We start from the raw sequence: 13,683 nt of genomic DNA, 5'->3' as shown, positions 1-13,683 counted from the left end.
GTCCGCTCCTCAACGCTGGCTGAGCTGCTGGTCTGGCTGTTCATCGGGACGCCAGGCGATCAGATGATGGCTGAAGGCATGACTGGCGACCTGGTAGTAGGCGATGTCACGTCGCAGCAGCGGGTCGGCGCCATCGCTGCGCGACTCATGGCTCAGCCCCAGGGCGTCGTCGTGGCGGCGCATGCCGCGGCGCGGGCTGAGGATCGCCAGGTCCTTGCCGTCGAACAGCCCCAGGTGCTGGTAGTTGCCCAGCAGCGCACGGCCTGCGGGATGATCCGCGCGCAGCAGGTTGCGGCCGAAGAAGGTGGAGACGTAATCCAGATTGAGCAGGCCGAGCAGCGTCGGCGCCACGTCGATCTGGCTGGCCACATCGCTGTACTCGGCCGGCTCGATGTAGCTGGGGGCATAGATGAATAAGGGGATGTGGTAGTTGGCCACCGGCAGATCCTCACGCCCGGCACTGCCGGCGGTATGGTCGGCGACGAAGACGAATAGCGTCTGATCGAACCAGGGCTTGCTGCGCGCCTCGGCGAGGAACTGGCCGATGGCGTAATCGGTGTACTTCACCGCCCCTTCGCGCCCGTCGCCGGAGGCAATGTCGATGCGCCCGTCCGGGTAGGTGTAGGGACGGTGGTTGGAGGTGGTCATCAGTTGCAGGAGGAACGGCTTGCCGGCGGCGTGATCGGTATCGGCCACCTTGATCGCCTGGCGATAGAGGTCCTCGTCGGCCATGCCCCAGGCGTTCTGGAAGCTCATCTCGGCCTCGTCGACGCTGCTCTGGTCGACGACGCGATAACCGTTGCCGCCGAAGAAGGCGTTCATGTTGTCGAAATAGCCGCGGCCGCCGTAGACGAACACGCTGTCGTAGCCCTGGGCGCTCAGTTGCTGGCCCAGGCTGGCATAACCGGACTCACGGCCGATGCGCTTGACGATGGAGCGCCCCGGTGTCGGCGGTACCGACAGCGTCAGCGCCTCCAGGCCGCGGTCGGTGCGCGTGCCGGTGGCGTAGAAGTTGGTGAACACCAGGGCGTGCTTGCGCAGCTCGTCGAGGTTCGGGGTCAGCCCGCGGGTGTCGCCGAAACTGCCCAGGTACTTGGCACTCAGGCTCTCGATGGTCACCAGCACCACATTGAGCTTGCGCGGCGAGCCGGGGTTGTCGATCAGCCGGCGGATGTCCTGCGGATCGCTGCCGATGAAACGGGCATTGGGCTCGGCCACCTCGGCGCGCAGCTGCGCAGCCACCAGCGTATCAGGCAAGGTGGCATAGAACTGCTGGTAATCCAGCTCGTTGTTACGGAATGCGGCGAAGAACTGGTAGGGGCCGTTGCTGGCCAGCTCGCGCTGGTAGGTGTTGCCGCCCAGGCCACGCGGCGCGTCCTGCCCCACCAGGCCACTGCACAGGCCGGCCAGCAACGCCAGCATGACCAGCGTACAGACAGCCTGCAGCGCGGGCAGGCGCGGTGCCTCCAGTGCGGCCCGCAGCGGCCGCCGCAGCGCAAGCGTCAGGCCTATGGCCAGGGCCGCCAGCAGGGCCAGCAAGGGATAGATCGGATAGGACTCGAGAATGTTGTCCACCACCTCCTTGGAATAGACGAGGTAGTCCACGGCGATGAAGTTGAAGCGCACGCCGAACTCGTCCCAGAACAACCACTCGGCCACTGCGGTGAATAACATCGCGAACAGGCTGACGGCCACCAGGGCGACCAGCAGGCGTCGATGCCAGCGGCGCTGCCACAACCAGGCCGGACACAGCAGCAGGTACAGCGCCAGCGGCAGCGCGGCGTACACCAGGAAGCTGAGGTCGTAGATCAGGCCGACGCCGTACAGGCCAAGCAGCGTCGGCAGCGTCACGCCGGCATCGCCCAGGTGCCCGAGCAGCAATAGGCTGCGGGTGAGGAAGAACACCGCCAGCCAGGCCAGCAGAATGATCGACAGATAACGAAGTTGCGCGTAATGGAGCATTGGCATCGTATGATCCTTCCAGGATGAACGAGCCGCAGTCTGCGAGGCCAGCCGTGAGCCTCTCGTCAAAGCCGTGTGAAAAAATCGTCAAACCCAGGAATAAACCGCGATGCGCATTCTGGTCATCGAAGACAACCGAGACATTCTCGCCAACGTGCTCGACTACCTGCAGCTCAAGGGTTTTTCCGTCGATTGCGCGCAGGACGGCCTGAGCGGCCTGCACCTGGCCAGCAGCGGTCATTACGACCTGATCGTGCTGGACATCATGCTGCCCGGCATCGACGGCTATCAGGTATGCAAGCGCCTGCGCGAGGACGGCCGCAGCGAGGTGCCGATCCTGATGCTGACCGCGCGCGATGCCCTGGACGATCGCCTGAAAGGACTCAATGCCGGTGCCGACGATTACCTGATCAAGCCCTTCGCCCTGTCCGAGCTGGTGGCGCGCATCGAGGCGATCCTGCGCCGCAGCCGCGGCAGCCGCAAACGCCAGCTGCAGGTCGCCGACCTCAGCTACGACCTCGATACCCTGCACGTCAGCCGTGCTGGCCAAGCGCTCAAGCTTAACCCGCTGGGCCTCAAGCTGCTGGCCATCCTCATGCAGCGCAGCCCGGCCGTGGTGCGCCGTGAGGCGCTGGAAGAAGCGCTGTGGGGCGACGACTGCCCGGACAGCGACAGCCTGCGCAGCCACATTCACCAGTTGCGCCAGGTGCTCGACAAACCCTTCCCCAGGCCTTTGCTACACACCATTCACGGCGTCGGTTATCGCCTGGCGGAGAGCACCGATGCTGTCTAAGCAGCCGTTCGAGCGGCGCATACTGATCGCTTTCATACTCATGACCACAGTGGTCAGTGGGCTGTTCTCACTGAGCATCGTCGCGGTGGTGCATTTCATTGAAGAGCACTTGGTTTCGATGCAAATGGAGCGCGAATTAAGTGGTGTGCTCTCACAGGATATGAAAACCGGTTCTGCTCCAAGGCTCGATAGCAGTACGCGATTCTTTTCGTCCCAGTTCCCGGAGTACGCGATACCAGATGTGTATCAACACCTTCCTGAGGGCTTCAATGAAATCGTGAACGGCGAAGACGCTTTCTACGTATATGTAGAAGAGAGCAACGGCCATACCCATGTGCTCGAGCAAGAGCAGGATGAATTCGAAGCCCGAGAAAACGCTCTGTTCAACGTGGTGCTGGCCGGCTTTCTGCTCACCGTGGTCGCGGCCTGGGGCCTGGGCCTGATCACCGCACGCAAGATCATGGCGCCCGTCAGCCGCCTGGCCCAGCAGGTCCGCCACCGCGATCAGTTGCACCCGCTGGCGCCGCCCCTGGCGCCGGACTACCCCGACGATGAAGTCGGCCAGTTGGCCGCCGCCTTCGACAGCACCCTGGGCCAGGTGCGCCAGTCCCTGGAGCGCGAGCGTCTGTTCACCAGCGATGTCAGCCATGAGCTGCGCACGCCACTGATGGTCATCGCCACCTCCTGCGAACTGCTCGGCGAGGCGCCATTGAGCCCGCGCGAGAAGGAACAGGTGGCGCGCATTGCCCGCGCCAGCGAGGAAATGCGCGAACTGGTGCAGACCTTCCTGCAACTGGCGCGGGACAAGAGCAACGAGGCGGCCTTCAGCGGCGACCGCAGCCTGGCGGCCATCGCCCATGAGCAGGCCGGCCGCTGGGGCGTGCTGATGAAGGAAAAGGGGCTGGACTTCCAGCTGATCGAGGACGGCCAGGACACTGGCCAGTACAACGCCACCTTCCTCGCTACGGTGATGGGCAACCTGCTGCGCAATGCCCTGCACTACACCGAACACGGCGAGGTGCGCCTGATTCTCGAATCCGGCGCCTTTCGCATCGAGGACAGCGGTGCCGGCATTCCTGCCGAGCAGCACGAGCGCATCTTTCAGCCGTTCGTGCGTGGCACCCAGGCTCGCGGCGAGGGCCTCGGCCTTGGCCTGTCGCTGGTCAAGCGCATCTGCGCCAAACAGGGCTGGCAGGTCAGCCTGGAGAGTGAGCCGGGCCATACGTGCTTTCGCGTGACACTCAACAATGGCGCTTGACGAAATTTTCACGTCCCTTTGACGGGACCTTGATGCGCGGCTCTCTAAGGTGGCGAACGTAACCATCAAGGGACGTTCGTCATGCCCAAGCCCAGCCCCATCGAACTGGATTTTTCCCGCAAGTACGATTTCGAGCACGCCCAGCAATACCTGCACAAGCACCAGGACGGCCTGTTTCGGCGCCTGTCGCACTGGCGCGACGTACAGGTGGCGCGCCGCGCCCTACAGCTGGCCGATGAGCCCAACCTGGTACTCGACCTGCCCTGCGGCGCCGGGCGCTTCTGGCCACTGCTCTGCGAGCAGCCGAACCGGGTGATCTTCGCTGCCGACAACTCCGTCGACATGCTCGCCACCGCTCGCGCCGCGCAGCCGCCCGAGGTGGTGGCGCGGGTCAACAGCTTCCGCACCTCGGCTTTCGCTATCGACCTGGGCGATAACGCGGTGGACTGCATCTTCTGTATCCGCCTGCTGCACCATATCGAGTCGGCCGAACACCGCCTGGCCATTCTCCGCGAGTTCCACCGCGTCAGCCGCGACACGCTGATCGTCTCGCTGTGGGTCGACGGCAACTACAAGGCCTGGAAGCGTCGCCGCCTGGAGGCCCGGCGCGCCGCTCAGGGCCGCGGGGCGCAGAACCTGAACCGCTTCGTGGTGCCCCGCAAGACGGTGGAGGCGGAGTTTAGTCAGGCCGGCTTCACCATACTCGGCCACCTGGACTTCCTGCCCGGCTATGCCATGTGGCGCACCTACGTGCTGCGCAAGGGGGCCTGAAATGGGGATTCTCAGCGAACAAGCACTGGCCGCCCTGCCCTCGACCGAATTCGATCGCTGGTGGCACAGCCCCGGTCAGTGGGTCGAGCCGGCCAACCAGCGGCGCGGCGGCGAGAGCGGCGTACGCCTGCTGCAGCACTGGGACGGCAGCCGGCCGCTGCTGTACTGCAAACGCCAGAACGGCCACACCTACCGCTCGCTGCGCCATCCATTGGGCCGGCCGACGATTCTGCGTGAGCTGCAGGCCTATCGCGCCCTCGCCCGCCTCGGCATTCGTACACCGAACATCGTCTACTGCGCAGCGCGCAAACAGGCCGGGCAGTGGCAGGCGCTGCTGGTTACCGAGGCGCTGCCGGGTTTCGTCAGCCTGGAGCAGTGGTACGGCGAGCCCCATGCGCCGCAGCTCAACCAGGTCATGCTGCAACGCCTGGCGGTGACACTTGCACGTCTGCACCTGGGCGGCTGGCAACACGGCTGCTGTTATGCCAAGCATCTGTTCGTCAAGGTTCGTAGCGACGGCGACGTGGATATCGCCCTGCTGGATCTGGAGAAAAGCCGGCGACGTTGGCGCGTCGCCAGCGCCTCGCGCCGCGACCTGGGCCAATTGGATCGACACCGTGGCGCCATGCCAGATGCCGACATGGCTTACCTGCGTCAGGTTTACCAGCAGGCTCTGAACGATCCCTGGGGCGGGCTGCCGCGATGAATGACAGTTCCGATCTGGACGCCCTGTCCTTCAAGGGGCGCCGCGGCCTGGCGCGCATCCTCGATGCCACCGGGTATTCGCTGGCCGGGCTGCGTGCGGCCTATCAGGGTGAAGCCGCGTTCCGTCAGCTGGTCTGGCTGAATCTGGTGCTGCTGCCGCTGGCCGGGCTGGTCGATGTCAGCCGCGCCGAACGTGCGTTGCTGGTAATAGTGCCGCTGCTGGCACTGGTGGTGGAACTGCTCAATTCCGCCATCGAGGCGGTGGTCGACCGCATCTCGCTAAACCTGCACCCGCTGTCCAAGCAGGCCAAGGACATGGGCAGCGCGGCGCAGATGGTCGCGCTGCTGATGATCGCCCTGACCTGGGCGATCATCCTGCTCTGATCAGCGCACCACGAAGCGCTGTTCGGCCAGCTTGCGGTCGCCCTGATAGACGATGAAGTGCCATTCGCCGGGCACCACCTCGTGGTGTTCGGTGAATTCGAAGGCCATCACGTCCTGCGGCGCGCCGACCACCAGCTTCTGCTGCACCTCGAACTTATCGTGGCGCTGGCCGTCCGGCGTGACCACGCCGGGCGTGAGGTAAAGCAGGGTCAGCGGGGTATCGCCCTCGCGCTTGCCGGCCAGGCTGTAGCGCATGCCGAACTTGGTGCCGAGCTTGGCGGGAATCTGATCGGTACGCTGGATGTCCTGGTTGCTGCGGGTCAGCACGCGCTCGCCGGGCTGAAAGTCCTGGTACTGGCTGCTGAAGATGCCGTATTCCACCGGCCCATCTACGCGAACCTCGGCCTGACTCAGGCCTGCCCAGGCGAATAGACCGGCCATGATGGCCACTCGGGTGTAATGCATGGTGCGCTCCTCGTTGAGATGGGCGCGAGCCTATGACACCCGAGTGACAACCTGATGACAGCCCTGCTATCGATCCAGCTCGGCCTGCACCCGGCGCGGCAGGACGGACAGGAAGTTGTCGCGCGCCACCTTGTGCGCCACCTCCTCGGGCAATGCATCGAGGAAGGGATCGAAGCCCTTCATGTATTCACCCAGGCTGGCGAAGCGCCCGACCACGTCCGAACCCAGCATGAAACGCTCCGGGTAACTGCTGACCAGTTGCACCCATTTCTCGTCGGGCTTGCCATTCTCGTCCAGCAGATAGGGGCGCAGCATGGTCCAGGACAGGTCGATGTAGAGGTTGGGGTACTGGTCGAGCATGCGCTCCAGGGTCGCCAGCAGATAATCGAGCTTCTCCTGGTGACGATGGATCTCGGCGCTGGTGCCGGCATGCGCCCAGATGAACCGCACATGCGGATGGTTGCGCAGCGGCGCCTCGATTTCCTCGAGGTAGATGGGTTCGCGCTCGCGCTTGGAAGTGATGTTCGAGTGCAGCATCACCGGCAGGTCATATTCGGCGGCCAGGTGATATACCCGCGCCAGGGCTTCGTTGTTGGCCCTCGGGGCACGGCCGTGGATCAGCGCGGTCAGGTCGTCATGGCGGGTGAAGACCTCGCCGATGCCCTGCCACAGGCCGGGGTCCAGCTCGAGCATGCGGCGAATATGGGCGTCGGCGTTCTTGTCGTTGGGGTTGAAGCCGGACAGAAAGGGATGGAAGCGCTTGCGCTGCTCGGCCGGCAGACGCTTGTAGGCGGCGGCGATGAACACGTCGGTGGCGCTGTACCAATAGGCGTTGGCATCGTCGCCGGCGTAATAGCGCGGGCGCTTGGGCTCGTCCTCGTCCCACTTCTTGGCCACCGGTATGCCGGAGAACATCACGTGATCGACATTGTTCTGCGCCATCTTCTCCAGCAACTCGTCCATGCCGGCGCTTTCCTGAAAGAAGTCGACGTAGTGCAGATGGGCGTCGCTGTAGCGATATTCACGGGCCTGCACGCTGCAGGCGAGCATTGCGCTTAGGGCCAGCAGCCAGGGTATTGGGCGGCGATTGGGCAAGGCGAGTCCTCCTGACGGTACGAGCAGCATAGACCGCAAGCCAGGCGCGCAAGTTCGGACGCTTGCAGCGCCTCGTCATGGAACGAAGCTATCGCCACTGCACCAGGTTCGCTCACCGCCGCCCGGCATCCGCAGACGCGGCGCAGCGAAATCGCCGAGCCAATGATGGCACCTGGCTTGCAACGCTCGATGCACATCATCGAGGAGAATCACCATGTTGCAGATGCTGCGCAAGCCAGCCGGCAAAGCCCAGGACGAGGCTGCATTGGAGGCGCTGTTTCACGACCACGATCTGACCACCCGCCTGCCCGAGCACTACCAATGGATGGTGCGCCTGAACGCGTTCAGCGCCGGCCTGCAGCAGCGCATTCGCGCCAGCCTCGGCGCTGCCGTCGGCATCGCTGCGCACGCGCCGCAGCTGGCACGTATCGCCGCGGCCAACCAGCAGAGCGGCCAGGCCCTGGCACAATCCTCGGAGTTGATCGCCAGCGCCAGCGAGCAGGTCACCACCACACTGGATGCCGAGCTGGTACCCGGTGCCGGCGAAGTGGCGCGGCTGTCCGCCGAGGTTTCGGCGACCCTGCATCAATGCCAGCAGAGCGGCCAGGCCGTGCTGCGCCAGGTCGAAGTCATCGACGCCAGCGAAGCGCAACTGGCCCAGGTGATCGCGCAGCTGGCCGGACAACTGGACGAGGTGAGCAAGGTCATCGGCGTGATCGCCAGCATCTCCCAGCAGACCAATCTACTCGCGCTGAACGCCGCCATCGAGGCCGCGCGTGCCGGCGAACATGGCCGCGGCTTCGCCGTGGTCGCCGAAGAGGTACGCCGCCTGGCCGGCCACACCACCAACGCCACCGACCAGGTCAGCAGCATCATCGAGCGCTTTCGTACAGGCATGCAGCAGCTCGGCGATGCCGGCCGGCAGATGCACCAGGCGGTGGCCGACGGCCGCAGCGGCATTCTCGCCGTCAGCGATGGCCTGGGCAGCACGCGCCAGGCCATGGACCGCCTCGACGCCCAGGTCGGCCAGATCGCCGCCGGCACCGAGCAGATCGGCCAGGCCGTGCGCTCGATCAACGGCGACGTGCAGAGCATCGCCCAGGTCGCCGGCGAACTGCTTGGCAAGGCCGGGCAGGTGCTGCATCACAGCCAGGCGGTGCGCGAGGATGGTGACCGTCTGCTCGCCGGGCTCGGCGACTTCCGCCTGGAGATTCACGCCGCCGTGCGCGCCAGCGTCGAGCAACTGGCGACGCGCCCCGAACTGGCCGGCGACGTGGCGGCAGCCGAGCGCCTGCTCGGCGAAACGCTGGCACGTGACAGTCGTTTCGAGCTGTTCTACCTGGTCGACAACCGCGGCGTGCAGCTTTCCGAGAACATCTTCGCCGCCGACCTGGCCTATGCCCAGGACGCCAGCTGTCGCGGCCGCGACTGGAGCCAGCGGCCCTGGTTCCGCGCCGTGGCAGAGCGGATGGAAAGTCATATCACCCAGGTCTACCGCTCCTCGGCCACAGACGACTTCTGCTTTACCGTGTCGGTGCCCATCGTCGACGAGCGTGGTCAACTGCTGCGCGTACTGGGCGCCGACGTGAGGCTCTCGGCGCTGGTGTGATCGGTGCCGGCTGGGCTAGGCTGGCCGGAGTCGATTGGTCACACCTCAAGGAAAGCGCCATGATCCGCATTCACAACAACAAGGGCCTGCAGCAGCAGATCGAAATCGGCTCGCACCAGCTCATCGGCGACGTCTCGCCCGCGCTGGGCGGCGATGGCGCCGGCCCGGAACCGCACGATCTGTTCGATGCCGCCCTCGGCACCTGCAAGGCCCTGACCCTGCTGCTGTATGCACGCCAGCGCGGCCTGCCGCTGGAAGGTATCGACGTGCACGTCGAACGTGACGACAGCGAGGAGCGCCAGGGCAACTACCGCCTGATCGTCGACCTGGCGCTCCAGGGGCCACTGGACGAGGCGCAGCGCCAGCAACTGTTGCGCGTGGCGGACAAATGCCCGATTCACAAGCTGATGACCAGCACCGACATCCAGGTCGAAACCCGCCTGGCGGGAGCCCCGGCATGAGCGAGCTGCAGCTGATCCGCCCGCGCGCCGAGGACATTTCCGGCCAACCGATCCTGCGCCCCCTGCCATCGGCACGCTTTCGCAGCATCGGCCCCTTCGTGTTCTTCGATCACATGCTGGAGCAGGACTACCCCGCCGGCAGCGGCCTGAACATCGCCCAGCATCCGCATATCGGCCTGTCCACCCTCACCTACCTGTTCGAGGGCCAGCTGCAGCACAAGGACAGCCTGGGCTCCGATCAGCTGGTCGGCCCCGGCGACGTCAGCTGGATGACCGCAGGGCGCGCGGTGGCCCACGTCGAGCGCACGCCGCCCGAACAGCTCGGGCAGCACAAGCGGGCCCACGGCCTGCAGGTCTGGCTGGCGCTGCCGGAGGCCGAAGAACAGTGCGAGCCGGCCTACAGCTTCCACCCTGCCGCATCGCTGCCACGCAGCGAGGCCATGGGCGTGCAGATCACCCTGATCGCCGGCAGTGGCTTGTGTCTCGAATCGCCGGTACCGGTACGTTCGCCGACGCTCTACGCCGAGCTGCGCCTGAGCGCCGGCGCCAGCCTGCTGATCCCGGACGAGTACAGCGAGCGTGCCCTGTATCTGATCGACGGCGAAGCCGAACTCGATGGCGAAACCCTGCCCCGCCACACCATGGCGGTGATCCCAGCGGGTGAAACGCCACTGCTCAGCGCCTGCGGCGAATGCCACCTGGCGCTGATCGGCGGCGAACCCATCGGCCCGCGGCGAATGAACTGGAACTTCGTCGCCAGCACCCCCGAACTGATCGACCAGGCCCGCCAGCGCTGGGCCGCAGGCGACTGGCCGCAGGTCCCCGGCGAAACCACGCGCATCGAACTGCCGCGCTGAAACCGCCCCTCGAACAGGCGCCAGGCGGCGCCTGTCACAGCAAAGGACTGCCATCTTGCTTTCGTACCGCACCCTCTCCAGCGATCCGGAAAAGGCTTACCTGATCGAGGACGATGTCTACCAGTTGCTGGTTCCCCTCCGAACGGCGATCGCCCCCCACCGATTTTTTTGTTACGCCTGCGTGATCCAGCCCGTGCGCTCGCGGGTATAAGCTGCATGCGGATTTCTCAGGCCACCGGATAACCATGGCAGATCGCGACTTCGATTACGAAAGCACCCTGGAAGCCTGTGCGCGCGGCGACGAGCGCGCCTTCCAGGCGCTCTACCGGCAGGAGGCCGGGCAACTGCTTGGCCTGGCCATCAGCATGCTGGGTCGCCGCGATTTGGCCGAGGACTGTCTGCACGATGCCTTCGTGCGCATCTGGCAGCACGCCACGCGCTATCGACGCGATCTGGGCAGCGGTCGCGCCTGGGTGCACAGCATCCTGCGCTACCGAGTACTGAATGCTCTGCGCAGTGGCCACCGGCATGCCGAGGTGGACGATGACTTCATCGAACGCGTGCTCGACGACAGCCCGCAGGCCGAGGCGCAGGCGCTGGAGCAATCCGAGCAACGCCTGTTGCGTCGCTGCTTGCGGCGCCTGGAAAGGCCACGCCGCCATCCGATCCTGCTGGCCTTCTACCGTGGCCTGACCCACGAGCAGATCGCCCGCCGCCTGAGCACACCGCTGGGCACCATCAAGGGCCGTATCCGCGCCGGCCTGCGCGCGCTGCAGGAGTGTCTGCAAGCATGATTCCGCATGACCCCGAAGAACGCCGCGCCCTGATCGGCGAATACCTGCTCGGCCTGCTCGACGAACCTGAAGCCGCCGAAGTGCGCCAGTTGCTCGAAGAGGATGAGAAGGCCGCCCGCATGGCCCTGGACTGGGAGCGCCACTTTCTCGAACTGAGCGACCGGTTGCCGGCACAGGCCCCCTCCCCGGCACTCTGGATGCGTATCCGCCGTAGCCTGGGCCTGCAGGATGAGCCACGCCCGGGCGCCCTGGCCAACTGGTGGAACAGCCTGCCGGCCTGGCGCCTGACCGCCGCCACACTGGCCATTGCCCTGCTGGTCGCCGTGCTGCTGCCGATCCTGCGCAGCCCGGACAGCGTGGGCGAACGCTACACCGTGGTGCTGCAGCAGCCCGGCGAAGCGGCCCAGCCAGGCTGGGTCATCCAGGTTGGCAGCGATGGCACGCTGCTGCTCGATCCGCTGGTCGCCGACCAGGTGCCGGAAGGCCGCGCCCTGCAGTTCTGGACGCTGGTCGATCCGGCCGAAGGCCCGCGCTCGCTGGGCCTGGTCGAGGCCGGAAAGCCGCTGCGCCTGCCTGCCGAGCAGATCGGCGCGGTGCAGGCGGGCCAGCTGTTCGAGCTGACGCTGGAGCCGGCGGGCGGCTCGCCCTACGACCGCCCCAGTGGCCCGGTGCTCTATATCGGTCGCGCCGTGCTGGCCAGCGCCAATTGATAGCGCTTGCCGGCCGCTCGGCCGGCAAGCCGCTTGAAAAAATTTTCAAGCGCCGACATCCAACTGCGTTTCTCGCGGGTATAGCTGACAGGTGTTTCGTCGAGGCACCTGCGAAGCCGGCCAGCCGGTTTCGTCTCGATGCTGAAACCTTCACGAGGAACTTACATGAAACGCATCACTACCCTCTGCACCGCCAGCCTGCTGACGCTGGGCGCAGGTACCGTCAGTGCCACCGAACTGCTCGCACTGAGCGCCGACGGCACGCTGTACAAGGTCGATGTCACCAGCCTCAAGGTCACCGCCAGCATGGCGGTCAGCGGCGCCAGCGACCTGCGCGGCCTGGACGTACGCCCGGCCAGCGGTCAGCTCTATGCCTTGAGCGGCACCGATCAGCTCTACACCCTGGACGCAGCAAGCGGTATGGCCACTGCAGGTGGCAAGCTGCAAACTGCGCTGTCTGGCAGCGGCCAGGCGGTGGTCGATTTCAACCCGGTGGCCGATCGCCTGCGCCTGCTCGGCGCGGACGGCACCAGCCTGCGGGTGAATGTCGATACCGGTGAAGTGGCGGTGGACGGCAAATTGGCCTATGCCGCCGACGGCCCTTACGCCGGCCAGCAGCCCAGGGTGGTCGCCGGTGCCTACACCAATGCCTATGCCGGCACGCAAAGCACGGCGCTGTACAACATCGACCTGGCCAGCGCCAGCCTGATGCTGCAGAACCCGCCAAACGACGGCGTGCAGCAACTGGTCGGCAAGGTCGCCGATGGCCTCGAGGCAGCCGCCATGGATATCGCCAGCGATGGCCAGGGCGGCAACACCGCCTACCTGCTGACCGGCAAGACCCTGCACCAGCTCGATCTGGCCAGCGGCAAGCCCACGACCCTGGGCGAGGTGGCCGACCTGCCGGACGGCATCATCGACATCACCGTGCTGCCGGCGCAGTGAGCATGAAAAAGGCTGCGCTCGATGAGCGCAGCCTTTCGTTCAGGCCCTGGCCGCAATCCACCTTTCACTGCTTGGCGAAGACCTCGTCGAACAGATCGTTCATCGCCTTGAAGGCCCGCGCCGCCACCACCGGGTGGTACTCGTTGCGCCCCGGCACGTTGGCCTTGGGGTTGGTGAACGAGTGCACCGCGCCGCCATAGCTGACCAGTTGCCAGTCGGTCCTGGCCGCCTTCATCTCGGCGATGAAGCCGTCGACCTGCTCCTGCGGCACGGCCGGGTCATCGGCCCCGTGCAGCACCAGCACCGGCGCCTTGATGTTCTTGGCATCGGCGGGGTTGGGCGTGTCCAGATTGCCGTGGAAGGACACGAAGCCTTTCAGCGGCGCGCCCGAGCGGGCCAGCTCCAGCACCGTGCCGCCGCCGAAGCAGAAGCCGATGGCGCCCAATTTGTCGAGATCCAGCGCCACCTCGCCGCTCTGCGCCTTGAGCACCTCGACCGCGGCCTGGGCGCGCTTGCGCATCAGCGGGCGATCGGCGCGTACCTTGCCGGCCGCGGCGCCGGCCTCTTCAGCGTTGCTCGGGCGGATCGACTTGCCGTACATGTCGGCGACGAACACCACGTACTTGTCGCCCGCCGCACGCGCGGCCTTGGCCACGGTGTCCTCGTTCACCCCCATCCAGTTGGGTACGGCGAGCAGCCCGGGACGCGGCGTGGTCACCGCATCGTCGTACACCAGCACGCCTTCGAAGGCTTCGCCATCGATCTCGTAGGCAATCGTCTTGGTCACGACGGCCGCATCGGCCAGGCCGGCGAAAGCGGCGCACAACAGGGGAACCAGTGTCTTCTTCTGCATGATGAGGCCTGCCCTTGGCAA

15 protein-coding genes are annotated in these 13,683 nt (G+C 65.8%); 11 read left to right on the top strand and 4 right to left on the bottom strand.

What is annotated here, in order from left to right; genetic code table 11:
- Positions 1-9: 9 nt before the first annotated feature.
- Positions 10-1,968: an LTA synthase family protein gene (locus BLS61_RS06170; RefSeq protein ID WP_090428827.1), complete on the bottom strand. Its 1,959-nt coding sequence runs from the start codon at positions 1,966-1,968 to the stop codon at positions 10-12.
- 103 nt (positions 1,969-2,071) lie between these two features.
- Between BLS61_RS06170 and BLS61_RS06165 the strand changes: the two genes are divergently transcribed.
- The 5 genes from BLS61_RS06165 (at position 2,072) to BLS61_RS06145 (ending at position 5,873) form a co-directional block, all read left to right on the top strand.
- On the top strand, positions 2,072-2,755 hold the full coding sequence (locus tag BLS61_RS06165; protein ID WP_090428824.1) for a response regulator transcription factor: 684 nt from the start codon (positions 2,072-2,074) through the stop codon (positions 2,753-2,755).
- Complete coding sequence (locus BLS61_RS06160) at positions 2,745-4,013, top strand: sensor histidine kinase (RefSeq protein ID WP_090428821.1); 1,269 nt, start codon at positions 2,745-2,747, stop codon at positions 4,011-4,013. The genes BLS61_RS06165 and BLS61_RS06160 overlap by 11 nt, the downstream gene beginning before the upstream one ends.
- Positions 4,014-4,094: 81 nt before the next feature.
- Positions 4,095-4,784 (top strand): class I SAM-dependent methyltransferase, encoded by a 690-nt coding sequence (locus BLS61_RS06155; protein WP_090428819.1) that lies wholly within the window; start codon positions 4,095-4,097, stop codon positions 4,782-4,784.
- A 1-nt stretch (position 4,785) separates the two neighbouring features.
- Positions 4,786-5,490, top strand: coding sequence for a lipopolysaccharide kinase InaA family protein (locus BLS61_RS06150; RefSeq protein WP_012018777.1), 705 nt, complete (start codon positions 4,786-4,788; stop codon positions 5,488-5,490).
- A complete protein-coding gene (locus BLS61_RS06145; protein ID WP_012018778.1) occupies positions 5,487-5,873 on the top strand; it encodes a diacylglycerol kinase in 387 nt (128 codons plus the stop codon). Before BLS61_RS06150 ends, BLS61_RS06145 begins: the two co-directional genes overlap by 4 nt.
- On the opposite strand, the gene BLS61_RS06140 is transcribed toward BLS61_RS06145, so the two are convergent.
- Entirely contained in the window at positions 5,874-6,338 is a 465-nt protein-coding gene (locus BLS61_RS06140; protein ID WP_090428816.1) for a DUF3859 domain-containing protein, read from the bottom strand. It abuts the gene before it with no gap.
- 66 nt (positions 6,339-6,404) lie between these two features.
- The gene (locus BLS61_RS06135) at positions 6,405-7,388 is read right to left on the bottom strand and encodes an amidohydrolase family protein (RefSeq protein WP_244157915.1); all 984 of its coding nucleotides are present in this window, start codon (positions 7,386-7,388) and stop codon (positions 6,405-6,407) included.
- A 259-nt stretch (positions 7,389-7,647) separates the two neighbouring features.
- On the opposite strand from BLS61_RS06135, the gene BLS61_RS06130 reads away from it, so the two are divergent.
- The 6 genes from BLS61_RS06130 (at position 7,648) to BLS61_RS06105 (ending at position 12,809) form a co-directional block, all read left to right on the top strand.
- Entirely contained in the window at positions 7,648-9,042 is a 1,395-nt protein-coding gene (locus BLS61_RS06130; protein ID WP_090428813.1) for a methyl-accepting chemotaxis protein, read from the top strand.
- 59 nt (positions 9,043-9,101) lie between these two features.
- Positions 9,102-9,503 (top strand): OsmC family protein, encoded by a 402-nt coding sequence (locus tag BLS61_RS06125; RefSeq protein ID WP_090428811.1) that lies wholly within the window; start codon positions 9,102-9,104, stop codon positions 9,501-9,503.
- Positions 9,500-10,360: a pirin family protein gene (locus tag BLS61_RS06120; protein ID WP_090428808.1), complete on the top strand. Its 861-nt coding sequence runs from the start codon at positions 9,500-9,502 to the stop codon at positions 10,358-10,360. Before BLS61_RS06125 ends, BLS61_RS06120 begins: the two co-directional genes overlap by 4 nt.
- A gap of 245 nt (positions 10,361-10,605) precedes the next feature.
- The gene (locus BLS61_RS06115; protein WP_090428803.1) at positions 10,606-11,154 is read left to right on the top strand and encodes a sigma-70 family RNA polymerase sigma factor; all 549 of its coding nucleotides are present in this window, start codon (positions 10,606-10,608) and stop codon (positions 11,152-11,154) included.
- Entirely contained in the window at positions 11,151-11,864 is a 714-nt protein-coding gene (locus tag BLS61_RS06110; RefSeq protein WP_090428799.1) for an anti-sigma factor, read from the top strand. Before BLS61_RS06115 ends, BLS61_RS06110 begins: the two co-directional genes overlap by 4 nt.
- A 165-nt stretch (positions 11,865-12,029) precedes the next feature.
- Positions 12,030-12,809 carry a DUF4394 domain-containing protein gene (locus BLS61_RS06105; protein ID WP_090428796.1) on the top strand — a complete coding sequence of 260 codons (780 nt, stop codon included), beginning with the start codon at positions 12,030-12,032 and terminating at the stop codon, positions 12,807-12,809.
- A 64-nt stretch (positions 12,810-12,873) separates the two neighbouring features.
- On the opposite strand, the gene BLS61_RS06100 is transcribed toward BLS61_RS06105, so the two are convergent.
- Positions 12,874-13,662, bottom strand: coding sequence for a dienelactone hydrolase family protein (locus BLS61_RS06100; RefSeq protein WP_090428793.1), 789 nt, complete (start codon positions 13,660-13,662; stop codon positions 12,874-12,876).
- Between the last annotated feature and the right edge of the window lie 21 nt (positions 13,663-13,683).

The sequence above is a fragment of the Ectopseudomonas guguanensis genome (assembly GCF_900104265.1).
Taxonomy (GTDB): Bacteria; Pseudomonadota; Gammaproteobacteria; order Pseudomonadales; family Pseudomonadaceae; genus Aquipseudomonas; species Aquipseudomonas guguanensis.
This window is presented reverse-complemented; position numbering and strand designations above follow the sequence as displayed.

Excerpts from the sequence above, each read along its gene's own strand:
- BLS61_RS06170 (WP_090428827.1), bottom strand. The coding sequence starts at position 1,968 with ATGCCAATGCTCCATTACGCGCAACTTCGTTATCTGTCGATCATTCTG.
- BLS61_RS06165 (WP_090428824.1), top strand. The coding sequence starts at position 2,072 with ATGCGCATTCTGGTCATCGAAGACAACCGAGACATTCTCGCCAACGTG.
- BLS61_RS06160 (WP_090428821.1), top strand. The coding sequence starts at position 2,745 with ATGCTGTCTAAGCAGCCGTTCGAGCGGCGCATACTGATCGCTTTCATA.
- BLS61_RS06155 (WP_090428819.1), top strand. The coding sequence starts at position 4,095 with ATGCCCAAGCCCAGCCCCATCGAACTGGATTTTTCCCGCAAGTACGAT.
- BLS61_RS06150 (WP_012018777.1), top strand. The coding sequence starts at position 4,786 with ATGGGGATTCTCAGCGAACAAGCACTGGCCGCCCTGCCCTCGACCGAA.
- BLS61_RS06145 (WP_012018778.1), top strand. The coding sequence starts at position 5,487 with ATGAATGACAGTTCCGATCTGGACGCCCTGTCCTTCAAGGGGCGCCGC.
- BLS61_RS06140 (WP_090428816.1), bottom strand. The coding sequence starts at position 6,338 with ATGCATTACACCCGAGTGGCCATCATGGCCGGTCTATTCGCCTGGGCA.
- BLS61_RS06135 (WP_244157915.1), bottom strand. The coding sequence starts at position 7,388 with ATGCTCGCCTGCAGCGTGCAGGCCCGTGAATATCGCTACAGCGACGCC.
- BLS61_RS06130 (WP_090428813.1), top strand. The coding sequence starts at position 7,648 with ATGTTGCAGATGCTGCGCAAGCCAGCCGGCAAAGCCCAGGACGAGGCT.
- BLS61_RS06125 (WP_090428811.1), top strand. The coding sequence starts at position 9,102 with ATGATCCGCATTCACAACAACAAGGGCCTGCAGCAGCAGATCGAAATC.
- BLS61_RS06120 (WP_090428808.1), top strand. The coding sequence starts at position 9,500 with ATGAGCGAGCTGCAGCTGATCCGCCCGCGCGCCGAGGACATTTCCGGC.
- BLS61_RS06115 (WP_090428803.1), top strand. The coding sequence starts at position 10,606 with ATGGCAGATCGCGACTTCGATTACGAAAGCACCCTGGAAGCCTGTGCG.
- BLS61_RS06110 (WP_090428799.1), top strand. The coding sequence starts at position 11,151 with ATGATTCCGCATGACCCCGAAGAACGCCGCGCCCTGATCGGCGAATAC.
- BLS61_RS06105 (WP_090428796.1), top strand. The coding sequence starts at position 12,030 with ATGAAACGCATCACTACCCTCTGCACCGCCAGCCTGCTGACGCTGGGC.
- BLS61_RS06100 (WP_090428793.1), bottom strand. The coding sequence starts at position 13,662 with ATGCAGAAGAAGACACTGGTTCCCCTGTTGTGCGCCGCTTTCGCCGGC.